The organism is Arthrobacter sp. 05T45, from assembly GCF_056395875.1.
Genome location: NZ_JBFTKI010000003.1, coordinates 237,914 through 255,798, shown reverse-complemented (window position 1 = coordinate 255,798; position 17,885 = coordinate 237,914). Strand labels below are relative to the sequence as shown.

General features: G+C 69.1%; 14 protein-coding genes. 7 read left to right on the top strand and 7 right to left on the bottom strand.

Annotated features, from left to right (window positions below):
- Window positions 1–7: 7 nt before the first annotated feature.
- Window positions 8–1,705, bottom strand: a complete 1,698-nt coding sequence (gene hutU, locus AC1DGD_RS05725; protein ID WP_223914611.1) for a urocanate hydratase — start codon at window positions 1,703–1,705, stop codon at window positions 8–10.
- A gap of 262 nt (window positions 1,706–1,967) precedes the next feature.
- A complete protein-coding gene (locus AC1DGD_RS05720; protein ID WP_476849836.1) occupies window positions 1,968–2,888 on the bottom strand; it encodes an IclR family transcriptional regulator in 921 nt (306 codons plus the stop codon).
- 270 nt (window positions 2,889–3,158) lie between these two features.
- Between AC1DGD_RS05720 and AC1DGD_RS05715 the strand changes: the two genes are divergently transcribed.
- Both AC1DGD_RS05715 and AC1DGD_RS05710 read left to right on the top strand, forming a co-directional pair.
- Complete coding sequence (locus AC1DGD_RS05715) at window positions 3,159–4,076, top strand: SDR family oxidoreductase (RefSeq protein WP_476856173.1); 918 nt, start codon at window positions 3,159–3,161, stop codon at window positions 4,074–4,076.
- Between the two features lie 58 nt (window positions 4,077–4,134).
- Complete coding sequence (locus AC1DGD_RS05710) at window positions 4,135–4,575, top strand: protein-tyrosine phosphatase family protein (protein WP_230007227.1); 441 nt, start codon at window positions 4,135–4,137, stop codon at window positions 4,573–4,575.
- Window positions 4,576–4,620: 45 nt separating this feature from the next.
- Here AC1DGD_RS05710 and AC1DGD_RS05705 read toward each other — a convergent pair whose 3' ends face one another.
- Window positions 4,621–5,592, bottom strand: coding sequence for an NAD(P)-dependent alcohol dehydrogenase (locus AC1DGD_RS05705; protein WP_476856172.1), 972 nt, complete (start codon window positions 5,590–5,592; stop codon window positions 4,621–4,623).
- A gap of 267 nt (window positions 5,593–5,859) precedes the next feature.
- Between AC1DGD_RS05705 and AC1DGD_RS05700 the strand changes: the two genes are divergently transcribed.
- Window positions 5,860–7,356, top strand: coding sequence for an amino acid permease (locus tag AC1DGD_RS05700; RefSeq protein WP_243181342.1), 1,497 nt, complete (start codon window positions 5,860–5,862; stop codon window positions 7,354–7,356).
- Between the two features lie 64 nt (window positions 7,357–7,420).
- Window positions 7,421–8,056, top strand: a complete 636-nt coding sequence (locus AC1DGD_RS05695; RefSeq protein WP_230007224.1) for a LysE family translocator — start codon at window positions 7,421–7,423, stop codon at window positions 8,054–8,056.
- 109 nt (window positions 8,057–8,165) lie between these two features.
- Here AC1DGD_RS05695 and AC1DGD_RS05690 read toward each other — a convergent pair whose 3' ends face one another.
- Window positions 8,166–8,915, bottom strand: a complete 750-nt coding sequence (locus tag AC1DGD_RS05690; protein ID WP_223914617.1) for a 3-hydroxybutyrate dehydrogenase — start codon at window positions 8,913–8,915, stop codon at window positions 8,166–8,168.
- Between the two features lie 78 nt (window positions 8,916–8,993).
- A complete protein-coding gene (locus AC1DGD_RS05685) occupies window positions 8,994–10,376 on the bottom strand; it encodes an MFS transporter (RefSeq protein ID WP_223914618.1) in 1,383 nt (460 codons plus the stop codon).
- 131 nt (window positions 10,377–10,507) lie between these two features.
- Between AC1DGD_RS05685 and AC1DGD_RS05680 the strand changes: the two genes are divergently transcribed.
- On the top strand, window positions 10,508–11,425 hold the full coding sequence (locus AC1DGD_RS05680; protein ID WP_476849839.1) for a LysR family transcriptional regulator: 918 nt from the start codon (window positions 10,508–10,510) through the stop codon (window positions 11,423–11,425).
- Between the two features lie 42 nt (window positions 11,426–11,467).
- Here the strand turns inward: AC1DGD_RS05680 and AC1DGD_RS05675 are convergent, their stop codons facing one another.
- A complete protein-coding gene (locus tag AC1DGD_RS05675) occupies window positions 11,468–12,451 on the bottom strand; it encodes a spermidine synthase (protein WP_476856171.1) in 984 nt (327 codons plus the stop codon).
- Between the two features lie 177 nt (window positions 12,452–12,628).
- Between AC1DGD_RS05675 and AC1DGD_RS05670 the strand changes: the two genes are divergently transcribed.
- The gene (locus AC1DGD_RS05670; RefSeq protein WP_476849841.1) at window positions 12,629–13,540 is read left to right on the top strand and encodes a universal stress protein; all 912 of its coding nucleotides are present in this window, start codon (window positions 12,629–12,631) and stop codon (window positions 13,538–13,540) included.
- A gap of 55 nt (window positions 13,541–13,595) precedes the next feature.
- Window positions 13,596–14,603, top strand: a complete 1,008-nt coding sequence (locus AC1DGD_RS05665) for a zinc-dependent alcohol dehydrogenase family protein (RefSeq protein ID WP_476856170.1) — start codon at window positions 13,596–13,598, stop codon at window positions 14,601–14,603.
- A gap of 56 nt (window positions 14,604–14,659) precedes the next feature.
- On the opposite strand, the gene AC1DGD_RS05660 is transcribed toward AC1DGD_RS05665, so the two are convergent.
- Entirely contained in the window at window positions 14,660–17,857 is a 3,198-nt protein-coding gene (locus AC1DGD_RS05660) for an HAD family hydrolase (RefSeq protein ID WP_476856169.1), read from the bottom strand.
- Window positions 17,858–17,885 lie beyond the last annotated feature (28 nt).

Sequence of the window (17,885 nt, the reverse complement as noted above, 5' to 3'; positions counted from 1 at the left end):
TGAAGTCCTACTTCGTTTCGTTCATCGGGATGCGGACGCCGCGTTCCTTGGCGACTTCGACGGCGCGGTCGTAGCCGGCGTCGGCGTGGCGGATGACGCCCATGCCGGGATCGTTGGTCAGGAGGCGCGCGAGCTTTTCCGCGGCGAGGTCGGTGCCGTCGGCAACGGAGACCTGGCCGGCGTGGATGGAGCGGCCGATGCCGACCCCGCCGCCGTGGTGGATGGAAACCCAGGTGGCGCCGGAGGCCGTGTTGAGAAGGGCGTTGAGCAGCGGCCAGTCGGCGATCGCGTCGGAGCCGTCGGCCATGGCCTCGGTCTCGCGGTACGGGGAGGCGACGGAGCCGGAGTCGAGGTGGTCGCGGCCGATCACGATGGGCGCCTTGACCTTGCCCTCCTTGACGAGCTGGTTGAACAGCAGGCCGGCCTTGGCGCGTTCGCCATAGCCGAGCCAGCAGATGCGGGCGGGCAAGCCTTCGAACTCGACCCGTTCGGCGGCGGCATCGAGCCAGCGGTGCAGGTGCTTGTTCTCGGGGAAGAGCTCTTTGATGGCCTTGTCCGTGACTGCGATGTCCTCGGGGTCGCCGGAGAGGGCCACCCAGCGGAACGGGCCGAGGCCCTCGCAGAACAGCGGCCGGATGTAGGCCGGGACGAAGCCGGGGAATTCGAAGGCGCGGTTGTAGCCGCCCTTGCGGGCCTCGTCGCGGATGGAGTTGCCGTAGTCGAAGACCTCGGCGCCGGCGTCCTGGAACTCGACCATCGCCTGGACGTGCTTGGCCATCGAGGCCTGGGCCTTCTTGGTGAAGCCCTCGGGATCTGCCGCAGCCTCGCTGTGCCATTCCTCCACCGTGATGCCCTCGGGCAGGTAGCTCAGGGGGTCGTGCGCGGAGGTCTGGTCCGTGACGATGTCGACGGTGAGCTCGCCGGCGTTGTGGCGGCGCAGGATCTCGGGGAAGACCTCCGCGGCGTTGCCGACGTAGCCCACGGACCAGCCGCGGCGTTCTTCCTTGGCTTTCAGGACCTTGGCGATCGCGGCGTCGAGATCAGTTTCGACCTCGTCGAGGTAGCGCTTCCCGGCCCGGCGGCGCAGGCGGGTCTCGTCGACGTCGACAATCAGGCAGGCGCCGTCGTTCAGGGTGACGGCGAGCGGCTGGGCTCCGCCCATGCCGCCGCAGCCGCCGGTGAGGGTCAGGGTGCCGGCGAGCGTGCCGTTCTCGTCCCCGGTGAGCTTACGGGCGATCGCGGCGAAGGTCTCGAAGGTGCCCTGCAGGATGCCCTGGGTGCCGATATAGATCCAGGACCCGGCGGTCATCTGGCCGTACATCATCAGGCCCTCGGCCTCGAGCCGGCGGAACTCGGGCCAGTTCGCCCAGTCGCCGACGAGGTTGGAGTTTGCCAGCAGCACGCGCGGTGCCCATTCGTTGGTGCGGAAGACGCCAACCGGCTTGCCGGACTGGACCAGCAGGGTCTCGTCCTTTTCCATGGTTTCCAGGGTGCGGGTGATGGCGTCGAACGCGGCCCAGGACCGGACGGCGCGGCCGGTGCCGCCGTAGACCACCAGGTCATCGGGGCGCTCGGCGACCTCGGGATCGAGGTTGTTCATGAGCATGCGCAGCGGGGCTTCCGTCTGCCAGCTCTTGGCGGTGAGCTCGGTGCCGCGGGCTGCTTTGACCGGGCGGGCACCGGTGGTGAAATCGGCGGGTGCCATGAGGGTCTCCTTTGTCGCTGGATATGCCGCCGGATGATGTCTGATCGGACTGGTGTCCTGGTGTATCCGGAGGAATGAGGTTCTGTATCAACTAAAGCCCCTTAGCGGCCGCGGAAACAGGCCTGCCGGAGGGGTGCTGTCCGGGATTCCAGACCCTTCCCCTCCCCCGTTGCGCTATCACTTCCGGTTGCCAAAAAGGGCGAATGGGAGCCCTAGGTGACAGCGCAACCGGGGGTGGGGTGGGGTGGGATGGGGCAACCGGTCAGGCGGGGCGGCCGTGGATCCGGACCGAGAGCTCGTTGGCGACCTTCTGGACCCGGGCGGCCAGGACCGGCCACTGATCCGCGGGCAGCTTGTCCTCCAGGAACGTCACGGCGACGGCGGCGGTGGGCCACCCCACGTGGTCGGTCACGGCGGCGGCGATCGAACCGAATCCGGGCGTGACCTCGCCGTGTTCGGTGGCGTAGCCGCGCTGGCGGACCTGGTCCAGATGCGAAGACAGCGCGGAGTACTTCATGATGGGCGATTCGGTTTCGTGCCGGGCCGTGAAGGCGGCAGCGTTCGGGTACAGCGCCCGCACCTGCGACTTCGGCAGCGCGGCGAGGATGGCCCGCCCGCTGGCCGTGAGATGGCTGGGCAGCCGGACGCCGACGTCGGTCACCAGGGACGGCCGGTTCTTGGCCCGCTCCTCCACGATGTAGAGCACGTCGCGGCCGTGCAGCACCGCCAGGTGCGCGCTTTCGCCGATCACGTCCACGAGCGAGGCGAGCATCGGCCGGCCCAGCCGGGACAGCGGCTCCTGCCGGGAGTAGGCCGAGCTGAGTTCGAATGCGCTGATGCCCAGGCCGTAGCGCTGCTCCTCGTGCAGGTGCAGCACGAAGCCGTTCGCCTCCATCACCCCGAGCAGGTGGTAGACGCTGGAGCGCGGCAGTCCCAGCGCGGTGGCAATGTTCGACGCCGCCATCGGCCCGCGCCGGGAGGCCAGCAGCTTGAGGATGCGCAGCGTGTTCTCGGCGGCCGGCACCTTCGACGCCGCCTTGGTTCCGGCGGCCCGGTGGACGGCCTTGGGCGCGGGTGTGTCAGGCGCTGCGGACAAAGTCGCGGCGGACTGCGCCGGAGTCGCGTCGGTCGCAGCCGACAAAGTCTCGGCGGCGGGGCTCACGGCAGTACTGGTGGGTGGCATGGATCCTCTTCAGGGTCGGTGGTGTCCGGTATCCCGTACTTAAGCATGCGCCCGGCGACGGTCAACCGACAGCCTCGCACAGGAACGGCTGTCTGGAATGCCGGACAAAGGCCACATACCTGCGGCGGGCCTTCCGCCCCTAGCCCGGCCAGCCCCCCCGGTGTTCCGATGAATGTGGGCGCCGGCTTCCCCGTGGTATGCCCGGTCATTGGAACCAGCCCGTCGCCGGCTGAGCCCCATGCGGGATGGTTCCGGAGGGAAGGCACAGACGTGGATGCAGCGCTGTCGGGCAGGGTCGCCCTGGTTGCCGGGGCCACGCGCGGCGCCGGCCGCGGCACCGCCGTCGCCCTCGGCGAGGCAGGAGCGGTGGTGTACTGCACCGGCCGCACGACCTCCCGCCACCGTTCGGACTACAACCGGCCCGAGACGATCGAGGAGACGTCCGGGCTTGTCAGCACCGCTGGCGGCACTGGAATCGCCATCGAGGTCGATCACCGCCAGGCTGCGGAGGTGGAAGCCCTCGTGGAGCGGATCGACGCCGAGCAGGGCCGCCTGGACATCCTTGTCAACGACATCTGGGGCGGCGAGGACTTCATCGAATGGAACACCCCGCTCTGGGCCCACGATCTGAATGCCGGACTGCAGATGCTCCGCCTCGGTCTGGACACCCACCTCATCACAAGCCACTTCGCGCTGCCGCTGCTCACCCGCCGCCCCGGCGGCCTGGTGGTGGAGATGACCGACGGCACCCGCGAGTACAACGCACAGCACTACCGGGTCTCCGTCTTTTACGACCTCGTCAAGACCGCGGTGCTCCGCCTGGCGTTCAGCCAGGCGGAGGAGCTGAGATCCTCCGGCTGCGCGGCGGTGGCGTTGACGCCCGGCTGGATGCGTTCGGAGATGATGCTCGAACACTTTGGCGTCACCGAGGCAAACTGGCGGGAGGCCGCCGGGACGCAGCCGCACTTTGCCGCGATCTCGGAAAGCCCGCTGTTCGTCGGGCGTGCGGTCGCGGCCCTGGCGGCGGACCCCCACGTGCTCAGCCGCACGGGCGGCTCGTATTCGTCCGGCGCGCTGGCCCGCGAGTACGGCTTCACCGACACCGACGGCTCGCAGCCGGACTGCTGGAGGTACCTCGTTGAGGTCCAGGAAGCAGGACTCGACGCCGACGCCTCCGGATACCGCTGACATCCGGCCGTTCCGTGTCACGGACAACCGGGCGGCGGGAAAGACTACGATCGGGTTCATGAAGCACACGTGGGAAACTTCCGCGGACGGCATCATGGCTCTTCCGTCCGGCCGGCTCATTCGTGGGCGCGGCCTGCACTATCCGCTTCCGGCCGGGCCGTTTCCCGAGTTCGGCGTGTACCTGCTGGGCAAGCAGCCGCCGCCCGTGGGGTGGGAGTCCCGATGGGTGCCCTGGCCCGACCTTCGGCTGCCGGTCGACCAGCCGGATGCCCTCGAGGCGTTCCGGGAAGCCTGGCGCCGGGCCGAGACCGAACGGGTTGAAGTGGCCTGCTGGCGCGGGATCGGCAGGACCGGCACCGCACTGGCCTGCATCGCGATCCTGGACGGAGTCCCGCCCGGCCAGGCAGTGTCCTACGTCCGCCGCCAGTACCGGCGCCGGACAGTGGAAACTCCCTGGCAGCGGCAGTACGTGACCCGCTTCCGGACCGGAACGCCCTAGGCGGCTCCGCCCAAAACCGTGACGCCGGCCAACCGGCAAGCGGGCTCAAATGATGACGACGGCCTTCCCGCGGAGGTGTCCATCACGCAGGTCCCGGATTGCCGCCGGCGCGTCCGCCAGGGCGTAGCTCTTGCCGATGACCGGGGTCACCGCGCCCGCCTCGATGAGCCCGGTCAGGAACCGGAGGTCCTCCGCCCGCTCTGCAGACATGACGCCCCTGAGCCGCTGGCCGACAAACACGGAGAGCAGCCCGGCGCCGAGCGAGCGTTGAAATCCGCCCGTCAGCCGCCCTCCGCCTTCCCCGCCGATGATCGCGAGCGTGCCCTTCGGCTTGAGCGCCCGCCGCAGGACGGTGAGCGGGCGGTTGCCGGCGGTGTCCACAATGAGGTCGAATTGCCGGGATCCGTCCGCGAAATCGTCATGTGTGTAGTCGATGACGTGGTCCGCGCCGATGGAGCGGACCAGATCGGTTTTCGCGGTGCTGCACACCCCCGTCACCTGCGCCCCGAACGCCTTGGCGAGCTGTACGGCGTACGCGCCGACACCGCCGGCCGCGCCGATGACGAGGACCTCCTGCCCGGCCTGGATCCTGCCGGCGTTCCGGAGCGCCTGCAGGGCCGTGACGGCCGAGATCGGGACGGCGGCGGCCTGTTCGAAGCTGAGGTTTTTCGGCTTCAGCGCGAGCCGGCCTTCTTTTGCACACGCGTATTCGGCGAAGGATCCCTCACAGGTGCCGTACACCTCATCCCCGGTCCGGAAGCCGACGACATTTCGGCCGACAGCCTCTACCCGGCCAGCCACGGCCCGGCCCCGGATGCGGGTCTTCGGTTTCCTGAGCCCGTAGCCGACCACGCGGGTCAGGTACGGAAGGCCCGTCATGAGGTGCCAGACGCCCTGGTCGACACCGGCGGCCCGGACCCGGATCAGCACGTCGTCGTCGCCGGGCACGGGGGCGTCGACGTCGCGCAGTTCCAGCACCTCAACGGAACCGTAAACATCCTGGACGATCGCTTTCATGGTGCTTCTCCTCTGGGTCAGCTCGCCATTCCGTAACCGCAGGCGCCGGGCGACACCTTGAATGTGAAGAAATCCTGACATGTTGTCAAGCTCTTTCGCCGCTCCCCCGCCGGTTGGGGTTCGACGGCGGCGGCGGCCGGCTCCGCGCGCGGGGGCGCCGCACAGTCTGAAATCAAAGACACGAAGTTCCCGTGAGACTCCTCACAGCAAGGCCGGACATGGTCTGCTGGATGGCGATCCCCCTCCCAATGACGAGAAGGTATTCGCATGCAACAAGCCCAAACCGCTACGAAGGCGGCTCCTGCCGAGGCCGGCACCGGCAGCGCTGCCACCGCCGTCGGCGCAGCCGTCGACTCCGTACTCAGCCGGGGACTCAACGTCCGCCACATCCGCTTCATGGCGCTGGGCTCGGCGATCGGCACGGGGCTGTTCTACGGCTCCGCCTCCGCCATCCAGAAGGCCGGGCCCGCCGTCTTGTTGGCCTACATGATCGGCGGCGCCGCGGTCTTCATGGTGATGCGCGCCCTCGGCGAGATGGCGGTGCGGCATCCGGTGTCCGGGTCCTTCGGCCAGTACGCGAGCCGCTACTTGGGACCGCTGGCCGGGTTTGTGACCGGTTGGACCTACGTCTTTGAGATGGCGATCGTGGCCATCGCGGATGTCACGGCGTTCAGCATCTACATGGGATTCTGGTTCCCCGGCGTGGAGCGCTGGGTCTGGATTCTGGCCATCATCTTCTTCCTGGCTGCCCTGAACCTGCTCAGCGTCAAGGTGTTCGGCGAGCTGGAATTCTGGTTCTCCCTGATCAAGGTGGCGGCCATCATCGCCATGATCGCGGGCGGGGCGGCGATCATCGTCTTCGGTTTCCAGGCCGGCGGCGCCACCGTGGCACCAGGGCTCGGCAACCTCGTGGACCACGGAGGCCTGTTCCCGAACGGATTCGAAGGACTCCTTGCCTCCTTCGCCGTGGTGATGTTCGCGTTTGGCGGCGTGGAGACCCTCGGCATCACCGCCGGTGAGGCCGCCGATCCGAAAAAGGTCATCCCCAAGGCCGTCAACACCGTGCCCGTCCGGGTCCTGCTGTTCTATGTGCTGACCCTCGGCGTGCTGATGAGCCTGTTTCCGTGGGACGAAATTGGCAGCAACGGCAGCCCTTTCGTGCAGATCTTCAGCGGCCTGGGCATCCCCGCCGCACCCCACATCCTCAACGCCGTGGTGATCACGGCGGCGCTCTCGGCAGTCAACAGCGACATCTTCGGCGCCGGCCGGATCCTCTTCGGCCTGGCCCGGCAGGGCCACGCACCGGCGAGCTTCGGCAAGGTTTCCCGTCACGGGGTGCCGTGGATGACCGTGGTGATGATGACCGGCATCCTGCTGGTGGGGGTGGTGCTGAACGCCGTGATCCCGGAAGACGTCTTCCTGCTGATCGCCTCGATCGCCACCTTCGCGACCGTCTGGGTCTGGGCCATGATCCTGGCCTCCCATGTCGCCATGAAACGCGAGATCGCCCGCAAGTCCCTGCCGGCGTCGGAGTTCCCGTCGCCGTGGTGGCCCGCCGCCTCCATACTGACGATCGCGTTCATGGCCCTGGTGATCGTGATTCTGGGCGCCTTCGAGGACACCCGGGTGGCGCTGTACGTGGGCGCCGCCTGGCTGGGCGTCCTGGTACTCGCTTACCGCCTCTGGGTCCGCGGCCACGGCAGGGCGCGGGCGGAACTGGTCGACGAAACCGCCCAGCTCCCGCAGGTTCCCGCCGGGCGGTGATGGTGCCTCGCCCCCAAGGGATTAAGACGCTCCCGGGCGGGCCCTCACGGGGTTAGGATCAGGCATGGTCCCCGCCACCAACCTCTTGGCCTTTGCCCTTGCCGCCCTGGTGCTCATCGCCATCCCGGGGCCCAGCGTGCTGTTCGTGATCGGACGGACGTTGGCCCTGGGACGCAGGGGCGGGCTGTTGAGCGTTCTGGGAAACGCGGCCGGAGAGGTGGTGCAGATCGCCGCCGTGGCCCTGGGCGTCGGCGTGGTGCTGGCCCAGTCCCTGCTGCTGTTCAGCGTGGTGAAATTCGCCGGCGCCGCCTATCTGGTCTACCTCGGGATCCAGGCGATCCGGCACCGCGGCGGCGGCGCGGCGACGGCGTCGACCTCGAACCCGGCCTCGACCGCCCGCGTGCTCCGGGAGGGCTTCATCGTCGGCGCGACCAACCCCAAGTCGATTGTGTTCTTCGTGGCCGTGCTTCCCCAGTTCGTGGACTACTCGGCCGGAGCGATTCCCGTGCAGCTCGCCACTTTGGGTGCGGTCTTCCTGCTCATTGCCCTGGTCTCGGACAGCACGTGGTCCCTCGCGGCCGGGACGGCCCGGCACTGGTTTGCCCGCTCCCCCCGGCGGATCGCCGCTCTCAGCACCACCGGCGGCGTGATGATGATCGGGCTGGGCGGCACGCTGGCCCTGACAGGCACCAAGGACTAGCACGCTGCTCCAGCCGCTCAACTCCAGCACAACGCGGGGTCAATTAGCGCCCATTAATACCCTCCGAATGGGCCGTAGCTGACCCCGCGTTGGTTTGAGCGGCGACGGGCTACCGCGCGGACCAGCCGCCGTCCATCGTGTAGCTGGCACCGGTGACCATGCCGGCGTCGTCGGATGCCAGCCACGCCACCAGGGACGCCACTTCCTCGGGCTCCACGAGCCGCTTGACCGCTGATTCGGTCAGCATGATCTTGGCGAGCACCTCGGACTCCGGGATGCCGTGCACCTTGGCCTGGTCCGCGATCTGCGATTCAACCAGGGGCGTGCGGACGTAGCCGGGGTTGATGCAGTTGGAGGTGACGCCGTGCGCCCCACCTTCGAGGGCCGTCACCTTGCTCAGGCCCTCGAGCCCGTGCTTGGCCGAGACGTAGGCGCTCTTGAACGGCGAGGCCCGGAGCCCGTGCACGGAGGACAGGTTGATGATGCGGCCGAAGTTGTTGGCGTACATGTGCGGCAACGCGGCCCGGATCAGCAGGAACGGGGCCTCCAGCATGAGGGTGATGATGCGGCGGAAGTCGGCCGGATCGAACTCCTCGATGGGGCTGATGCGCTGGATTCCGGCGTTGTTCACCAGGATGTCGCAGTCCAGGCTGAGCGTCTGGAGGGATTCGACGTCGAGCAGGTTGACGGCCCACGCGGTGCCGCCGATTTCGTCGGCGAGCGCGGCGGCGGCGGCCTCGTCCCTATCCGCGATCACCACTTTGGCCCCGCGTGCCGCCAGGGCCCGGACGCTCGCCGCGCCGATCCCGCCGGCGCCGCCGGTGACCAGGGCCTTGCGTCCGTTCAGCGTGTTTTCCATAACTCAGCCTTCCGTGTCAAAAATTCGATGAGGCGGCCGGCTCCAGCGTGGCTGGAGCCGGCCCAAAACTCAAGCAGCTCAGCGGGTGGCTGCTACGGGCAGGCCTTCGCGTTCGGCGTCGGCCCGGTCCACGTCCTCCAACGCGATGCCCTTGGTTTCCTTCAGGCTCAGCACTGCGACGGTGGTGATGGCGCAGGCGACCAGGAGGTAGATCGCGGTGGGCAGCCAGGAGCCGGTGTCCTTGAGCCACTGGGTGGCCAGGAGCGGCGCCAGCGAACCGGCGAAGATCGAGGTGACCTGCGAGCCAAGGGAGACCCCGGCGTAGCGCATCCGGGTCGGGAACAGCTCCGACATGAGGGCCGGCTGGCCGGCATACATGAAGGCGTGCAGGCACAGGCCGATCGTGACGGCCAGGACGATGATCACCGGGTTGCGGGTATCGAACATAGGGAAGGCGAAGAACGGCCAGGTGGCACCGGTGACGGCACCGATGAGGTAGACCGGCTTCCGGCCCCAGCTGTCCACGAGGCGCCCGACCTGCGGGATGACCAGGAAGTGGACGACGTGGGCGATCAGCAGGGCCAGCAGCAGCGAGGAGGTGTCGTACTTGTGCACGGACTTCAGGTAGACGATCGCGAAGCTGACCACGAGGTAGTACATGATGTTTTCCGCGAACCGGAGCCCCATGGCCTGCAGGATGCCCTTGGGGTATTTGCGGATGACTTCGCGGACGCCGTAGCTGGCGGACTGATCCTCTTCCAGCTGGGCTTTGGCCTCGAGGAAGATGGGCGATTCGGAGACGTGGGTGCGGATGTAGTAACCGACGAACACGATCACGGCGGAAAGCCAGAACGCCACCCGCCAGCCCCAGCTGAGGAAGTCGGCGGAGCTGAGCACGTTGGACATGATGAACAGGACCAGGGTGGCCAGCAGGTTGCCGACGGGAACGGCGGCCTGGGGCCAGCTTGACCAGAAGCCACGGGACTTGTTGGGGCTGTGCTCGGCGACGAGCAGGACTGCGCCGCCCCATTCGCCGCCGAGGGCGAAGCCCTGGATGAAGCGCAGGAGGACCAGCAGCGCCGGCGCCAGGTAGCCGAGGGTGGCGAAGCCCGGGAGGCAGCCCATCAGGAAGGTGGAGACACCGATGATGATGATGGTGAGCTGCAGGGTGGGCTTGCGGCCGAGCTTGTCGCCGATCTGGCCGAAGACAATGCCGCCCAGGGGGCGGGCCACGAAACCGACGGCGTAGGTCAGGAACGCCTGGATGATGCCGTCCAGTTCGTTGCCCGTGGCGGGGAAGAAGTACTTGCCGAACACCAGGGTGGCGGCGGTGGCGTAGAGGAAGAATTCGTACCACTCGACGACGGTTCCCACCATCGATGCGGCGACGATTTTCTTGAGCCCGGAACCCTTGGATGCGGGTGCTGCGGCGGTTGTTGCAGAGCGTTCGTTTACGCTCATCTGATTCTCCTTAGTGTCCACGGTGACACGCGCTGTGACGCACAGCACTGAAATGGCTTCATTGAGTATTGCCGCACATCCACGGCGATTCAATGGCCAAACCAGCACCCGCTATGTGCAGAATTGCAGATATGAACGCCAATCCTGATGACCTGCTGGTCCTGCTCGCGGTCTCCCGTTCGGCGAAATTCACGACGGCGGCACAGACGCTCGGACTGAACCACACCACCGTTTCCCGCCGGATCGCGGCGCTGGAGAAGGCGCTGGGTGGCCGCGTGCTCTCCCGCGCCTCGGGAGGCTGGGAGCTCACCGAGCTCGGTGCCGAGGCCGTTCGGGTGGCCGAGCAGGTCGAGAGCGCCGTGCGCACCCTGGAGCAGCCCGGGCACACCCCGGACCCCATCACCGGCGTCGTACGGATGACCGCGACGGATGGATTCAGCGCCTACATCGCCGCCCCGGCCGTGGCCCGGCTCCGCCGCGACCATCCCGGCCTCAGCGTCGAGATCATCACCGTGACGCGCCGGGCGCTCCAGCAGCGGTCCGGCCTGGACATCGAGGTGGTGGTCGGCGAGCCGCAGGTGCACCGGGCAGAGGCCGCGCGGCTCGGCGAGTACATGCTGGGAATGTATGCCTCCCGCGGCTACCTCGCCGAGTACGGCACCCCGGCCACCGTGGAGGAACTGACGGCCCACTCGCTGGTCTACTTCGTCGATTCGATGCTGCAGGTGGACGATCTGGACGCCCCGCGGCGGCTGGTGCCCACCATGCGGGACGGGCTGAGCTCCACCAACGTCTTCGTCCACGTGGAGGCCACCCGGGCCGGCGCCGGGATTGGGTTCCTGCCCTGTTTCGCGGCCGACCTGCATCCGGACCTGGTCCGGCTTCTGCCGGATGAATTCGCGGAGCTGCTGCCCTACTGGATGGTGCTCCGGCCCGATTCGATGCGCCGGCCGGCGGTGGCCGCGCTCGTACAGGCGCTGCGGGAGCAGACCGCGGCGCACCGCGATGCCCTGCTGGGCCGCGGAGCAGCCCCATCGATTGCTCCGTAGCCGCCTCTCTAGTGCCGCAAATATGGTGCCGCAAAGGGGCTGCTACGGAGCAGTCGGCGTCCCTGCGCGGGGCCCAGCCGGGGGCTCGGCGGGCGGCTGAGCGAGAACGGGCGGTTCCGCGGCCGGCTCAGCGAGAACGGGCGACTTCGGGTCATGCCGGACGGCGGCGCCGGCCGCGAACGCCCGCACCTTTTCGTCGTTCCAGATTTGGGCCGGCACCGCACCGCCGAGCAGGCGCCGCGCGAGGCCGGGGTCGTCGTCGAACGGGACATCGCTGCCGGCCATGACCATGTTGCCGTAGCGCCGGCCCTTCAGCATGGCCGGATCCGCGATGATCACGGTGTAGGCAAAGGCGTCGGCGATGGTCGCGGCGTCCTCGCGGGCATTCTTGAGGTCCGGGGCGTCGCCGGAGTTGACCACATATATCCCGCCGGGGGCCAGGACGCGCTTGGCGTGCTCGATGAATTCCCGGGTGGTCAGCGGCCGCGGGGTCAGCGAGCCGGCGAAGACGTCGCGGATGATCAGGTCCCGGGTCTGCGGGGTCAGGCTCTCGGTGACCTCGCGGGCCTCTCCCACGCGCAGGCGCAGCAACGGCGCCTTGGGCAGGTCGAACCAGCCCCGGACGTAGTCGGCCAGCTTGCCGTCCAGCTCCACCACCACCTGGCGGGCGTCCGAGTACGCGGCGTGGAAATAGCGCGCCATTGAGCACGCTCCCCCGCCAAGGTGCAGGGCGCGCAGCTTGGGCCCAGGCTCCCGCGGCCAGCGCGACTCCACCAGGGCTGCCATCCAGCGCATGTACTCGAAGTCGAGGAACAACGGGTCCGCGAGGTCAATGTGCGAGCTCATGACGCCGTTGATGCGCAGGAGCCAGCCGGTGGAATTGTCCTGGTCCGGGATCAGCTCGCAGTCCCCGGTATCGATGTAGTACACCCCGGCCAAAGGACCGGCCGGGCGGGAACCCTTGGGCACTTCCACCACTCCCGGCCCGGCGGTTTGGGCGCCCCGCCCTTTGCCCCGCTTGGCCATCAGCTATCCCCCGCATTGTGCATGTTTCAACCCTAGTTCACCGGCGGCCCCGGGCGCGGCCCCGGAGGCGGCCAGCCCGCGGGACCAAAGCCCCTACACATTCCCGGGCCGCAGGGTTCTACTGGGGCTGCACATAGTGCCGGGCGAAGGGGTGCGTCCGACGAGCCGGGAGGAATAATGTCGGCACCCACAGGGCAGCAGGGCGGCACCGTGGCGGTCGGTTACGGCGGGTCCGGGGCCGCCCAACTCGCCGTTCGCTGGGCGGCCGAATACGCGGCCGCGGCCGGGCTGGACCTCCTGGTGATCCATGCCTGGGTGTGGCCGGTTTTCACCAAGAACCTGGGCCCTGTCAAGGGCGTGGCCGGCAGCGGGCTGCGGCATTCCGCGGAAGCCGTCCTCGCCGAGGGCATCGAGCTGGCACGCGGCGCCGCCCGCGAAGCGGCCGGCGGCGCACCGCTGGGGGCCGAGCGCGCCGTTACCGGGCAGGAGCCGGAACGTCCGGGCCCCGCCGTCGACGGCGTCATGGAGGCCGGGCTCCCGGCACCCGTGCTGCGCGACGCCTCCCGGGACGCACGGCTGCTGGTAGTGGGCAGCCGGGGCCTCGGCGCCGTCCTGGGCCAGGTGGCCGGCTCGGTCTGCATCGATCTGGCCGGCTCGGCACCCTGCCCGGTGATGATAATCCGGCGCCCGCGCCGACGGGCCCACCCCGTCGTGGTGGGAGTCGATGCCTCGCCCCGCAGCCCCGCCACGGTGGCCGAGGCCATCCGGTTGGCCAAAGTCCTCGGCGCCCCGCTGCACCTCGTCCACGTCGATCCATTGCGCGGCGGGGCACGGGAAGAGCACGGCCGCCATGCCCTGCTCCACGGCCAGGAGCTGCTCGACCGCGCCATCGACGAGGCCCGCGGGATGGCGCCCGGGCTGGAGGTTACCGGCGCCCTGCGTGAGGGCCATGGGGCCCGGGAGCTCCTCGACGCCGCGGACGACGCCGACGTCCTGGTGCTCGGGACCCACAACCCTGCGGCCGGAGCCGGCAACACGGTCTCCGCCGTGCTGCACAAGGCGCGCTGCAACGTGCTGGTCACCCGCTAGCCGCCGCGAGCGCAACCGATTCGGACCTGCAGACGCTGCAAAGAAGGAGGCCGCGGTGCGAGCATGGCAAGTTGGACTTCCGGGGCCCATGTCCAGCGGCCCCCTCGTGGCCACCGACCGCCCGGATCCTGTGCCGGGACGCGGTGAAGTCCTGCTGAAAGTGCGGGTCTGCGGTGTGTGCCGCACGGACTTGCACCTGGCCGAGGGCGACCTCACGCCGCGGCACGCCGGGGTCATCCCCGGCCACGAGGTAGTGGGTGAGGTGATCGGGCAGGGACCGGGGGCCGCCAGGTTCGGCATCGGCGAACGGGTGGGCGTGGCCTGGCTGGGCGGCACCTGTGGCGCCTGCCGGTTCTGCCTGCGCGGCCAGGAAAACCTCTGTCTGTCCCCCACGTTTACCGGCTGGGACCGCGACGGCGGGTACGCCGAGCTCATCACCGCGGCGGAGAACTTCGCCTACCGGATCCCGGAGACGTTCAGCGATGAGGAGGCTGCGCCGCTCCTGTGTGCAGGCATCATCGGCTACCGGGCCCTGACCCGGGCCGAACTGCCGATCGGCGGACGGCTGGGCATCTATGGGTTCGGCGGCTCCGCGCATCTGGCGGCCCAAATCGCCCTCTACCGGGGTGCCCGCGTGTACGTCATGACCCGGTCCGCGCAGGCTCGCGCGCTGGCCCTGGACCTCGGCGCGACGTTCGCGGGCGGGGCCGAGGAACAACCGCCCGATCCCCTGGATGCCGCGATCCTCTTCGCCCCCGCGGGCGGCCTGGTGCCGGTTGCGCTCCGGGCCCTGGACCGCGGCGGGACGCTCGCCGTCGCGGGCATCCACCTGAGCGATATTCCGCCGCTGCACTACGCCGACGAGCTCTTCGAAGAGCGCCAGCTGCGCAGTGTCACAGCCAACACCAGGGCCGACGGCGAGGAGTTCTTCCGGATCGCCGCCGAGATCCCGCTCCGCCCGACCACTGTGGCCTACCCGTTCGAGGCCGCGGACCGGGCCCTGCGGGACCTGGCGGAGGACCGGATCACCGGAGCGGCCGTGCTGCACATGGACACGACATAGCCCGGAACCATCGCAAGCAAGTCACCACGACAACGCCGGGGACACGCTTCGGCGCGTCAGCCGGGCGTCCCGGCGTCCCGGCGGAACTCGTGCTCCTGGCCCGCCCGGAGCAGCACCTTCTCGACGCCCACCCGCACCAGCACCGGAGCCGCGTCCCCCGGGGCGGCGGACACCCGCAGCCGGTCCGGCCCGAGGTGCACGGACAGCAACTGGTCACGGTAGCGGACCTGGAACTCCACCCGGGACAGCTCGGCCGGCAGCCGCGGGGTGAAGTCCAAGGCGTCCCGGGTGATCCGTAGCCCGGCGAAGCTGCGCTGGACCACGTCGATCGAGCCTGCCATGGCGCCCAAATGGATGCCCGCGCGCGTGGTGCCGCCCTGGGTATCGTCCAGGTCCGTGTCCAAGGCTTCCCGGAATGTCGCCCACGCCCGCTCCGGATCGTGCTGCGCCAGCACCGAGGCATGGGTGACCCGGCTAAGGGTGGAGCCGTGCGCGGTCCGGGCCAGGTAAAAGTCCACGGTGGCCGCGATCTGCGCCGGCTCGACGTCGTAGCCCATCCGGCGCAGGAACCCCAGGAGCTGGTCCTCGCCAAGAACATACAGGAGCATCAGGACGTCCGCCTGTTTGGCCAGCCGATAGTGGTTGGTGCTGTCCCCTTCGGCTTCGAGAATCAGGTCCAGCCGTTCGATGTTGCGGTAGGCGCGGCGGTAGTGATTCCAGTCGAGTTCCCGCAGGGCGCCGTAACCGTCGAACTGGCTGATGATTCCGCCGCCGTGGAAGGGAACGAACATGCGCCGGCTCAGGTGCGCCCAGGCGTCGATTTCCGTGCCCGTGATCCCCAGCCGTGCCCGGAGTTCCTCCATGTCGAAACCCTGTACTGAATGCATGATCCAGACCGCCTGGTCAAATACCCAGGCCGCCATGATGTTGGTGTAGGCGTTATCGTCCAGGCCGCCGCCGGGGTTGCCCGGGTGGCCGGTGTGGTATTCATCCGGGCCCATGACGCCCTTGATGTGGAACCGGTCCTGGGCGGCGTCGTGCTCCGCCAGGGAGACGAACAGCCTGGCGACGTCCACCACAATCTCGGCGCCGTGCCGGGTCAGCCAGCCCCGGTCCTGGGTTGCTTCGAAGTACTGCCAGGCGTTGTAGGCGACCGCCAGTCCGACATGCCGCTGCAGGCGTGAGTAGTCCGGCATCCAGTGCCCGGAGAGCTTGTTGAACAGGAACTTGGGTGTCTGCTCGGTGCCGTCGCTGCCGCTCTGCCACGGAAAAAGCGCGCCGCGCAGCCCGGCCTTCCGGGCCGCGTCCCGCGCGGTTCCCAGCCGCCGCCAGCGGTAGTCAATCAGCTCGCGGGCCACCGCGGGCAGCCGGGAGTTCAGGACCGGCAAGACGAAGAGTTCATCCCAGAAGATGTGCCCCCGGTAGCCTTCACCGTGGAGCCCCCGGGCCGGGACCCCGGCATCGAGCTCGGCTGTGTGGGTGGTGAGTGTCTGCAGCAGATGGAAAACGTGAAGGTTCAGTATCAGCTGGGCCTGGGACGTGGCATCGGATTCGATGATGAACGGTGCCAGCAGCAGGCGCCATGCCGCGTCGTGGTCCGCCAGCAGCGCGTCGAACTCCTGGGGTGCGCGCGACAGCACCGCGAGCGCCCCCGAGAGCGGCGAGGCGACGGCGTGGTCCCGGGAGGTGGCGACGGCCGCTGCCTTGGTGACCGTGACGGGGATACCGTCAGTGACCTGCAGCTCGAAGCGGTGGCTGTACATCCCTCCTGCCACCTCGGGAATTGCGCCGGCCCCGACGGGCACCCCGCCGCCGGAAATCCGGGTCCGCAGTGCCAGGGCGATCCCGATCCTGCTCCCGGACGTCTGCACCTGAACCGTCAGCTCAGCAGCGTCCGAACCGTCCTCCGACGAAGACTCCGACGAGGACACCGCCACCCCTGTCAGGTGCCGGTTGGCCAGTTGGGCGTCCTCGGGCACGTTGGAGTTGGTGACGCCGGTGTCGCACCCGCTGCGGATGCTGATGGACCCGCTCCACCCGACGGCGGTCAGCGTGGTTTCCAGTGCGGCCAAGTGGGGCTCGGCCATGGACACGAGCCGGCGCTGGAGTACCTGAAGCTGCCGTCCGGCGCCGTCCGCCACGAGTGCTTCCCGGCTCAGCAGGGCCCGCTTGAGGTCCAGGGTGCGCCGCTCGCTGCGGAGCGTCAGGCCGCCGCCGGACCACCACGCACCGTCGCCCACCCGGACATCCAGCGGCAGCCAGTCCGGGATGTTAACCATGTGCTCATCCACGGTTTCTACGCCCTGGACGACGCTCGCGACGCTGTTGTAGACGCCCGCAAGGTAGCTGCCGGGATAATGGGCGTCCCCCGCGCGGTGTTCCGGGGCGGCGCCGCGGGTGGCGAGGTAGCCGTTGCCGAGCGTGGTCAGCGCCTCCCGGTGCCCTTCGTGGGCGGGATCGAAACCCTCGTACACCAGCAGCCACGGGTGCGTAATGACCAGCCCGATGTCCAGTTCGCTGACGTCTTCAACCACGACGTCGGCGCCCGCGGCTTCCAGCGCAGCCCGCCGCCCGGCCCGGTCGAGGCCGACCACGAGCCCGAATCCCCCACGTCGCCCGGCTTCCACGCCGGCTGCGGCGTCCGCGATCACCATGGCCCGGGCGGGGGTGATCTCCAGCCGGCGCACGGCTTCGAGGACCAAAGCCGGCGCCGGCATTCCGGCGACATCGTGGTCCAGGGCCGTCTGGCCATCCACGATGTGGTCAAAGACCTCGCCAAGGCCCGCGGCGGCCACGATCGCGGCGGCGTTCCGGCTGGAGGTGGCGAGGACCACGGGGATCCGCCCGGCCCGGAGCCGCTCGAGCAGCGCCACGGTGCCGGGGAAAACGGGCACGGGCCGGCCCGCGAGCATGGCTTCGAAATTTCCGTTCTGGCGCTGCGCGAGTCCGAACGCCGTCCACTCGTCCGGGCCGTCCGCGGGCGAGCCGCGGGGAATGGGGACCCCGCGCGAGGCCAGGAATGCGGCCACGCCGTCCTCCCAGGTCCGGCCCTCGATCCAGCGTGCGAAGTCATCGTCCGTGAAGGGCGCGCGCCGCGCGTCCGAGGGAAGCCGGGGGTCCGTCATGACGTCGTCAAAGAGTTGTTTCCAGGCTGCCGCGCGGAGCTCGCCGGTATCGGTCACGACGCCGTCGAGGTCAAAGATCACGGCATCGACGGGAGCCAGCGCGGCGGCAACTGTGGGCGACTCCGTCATGGCCCTGTCCTATCAGCGATCAGTGCGC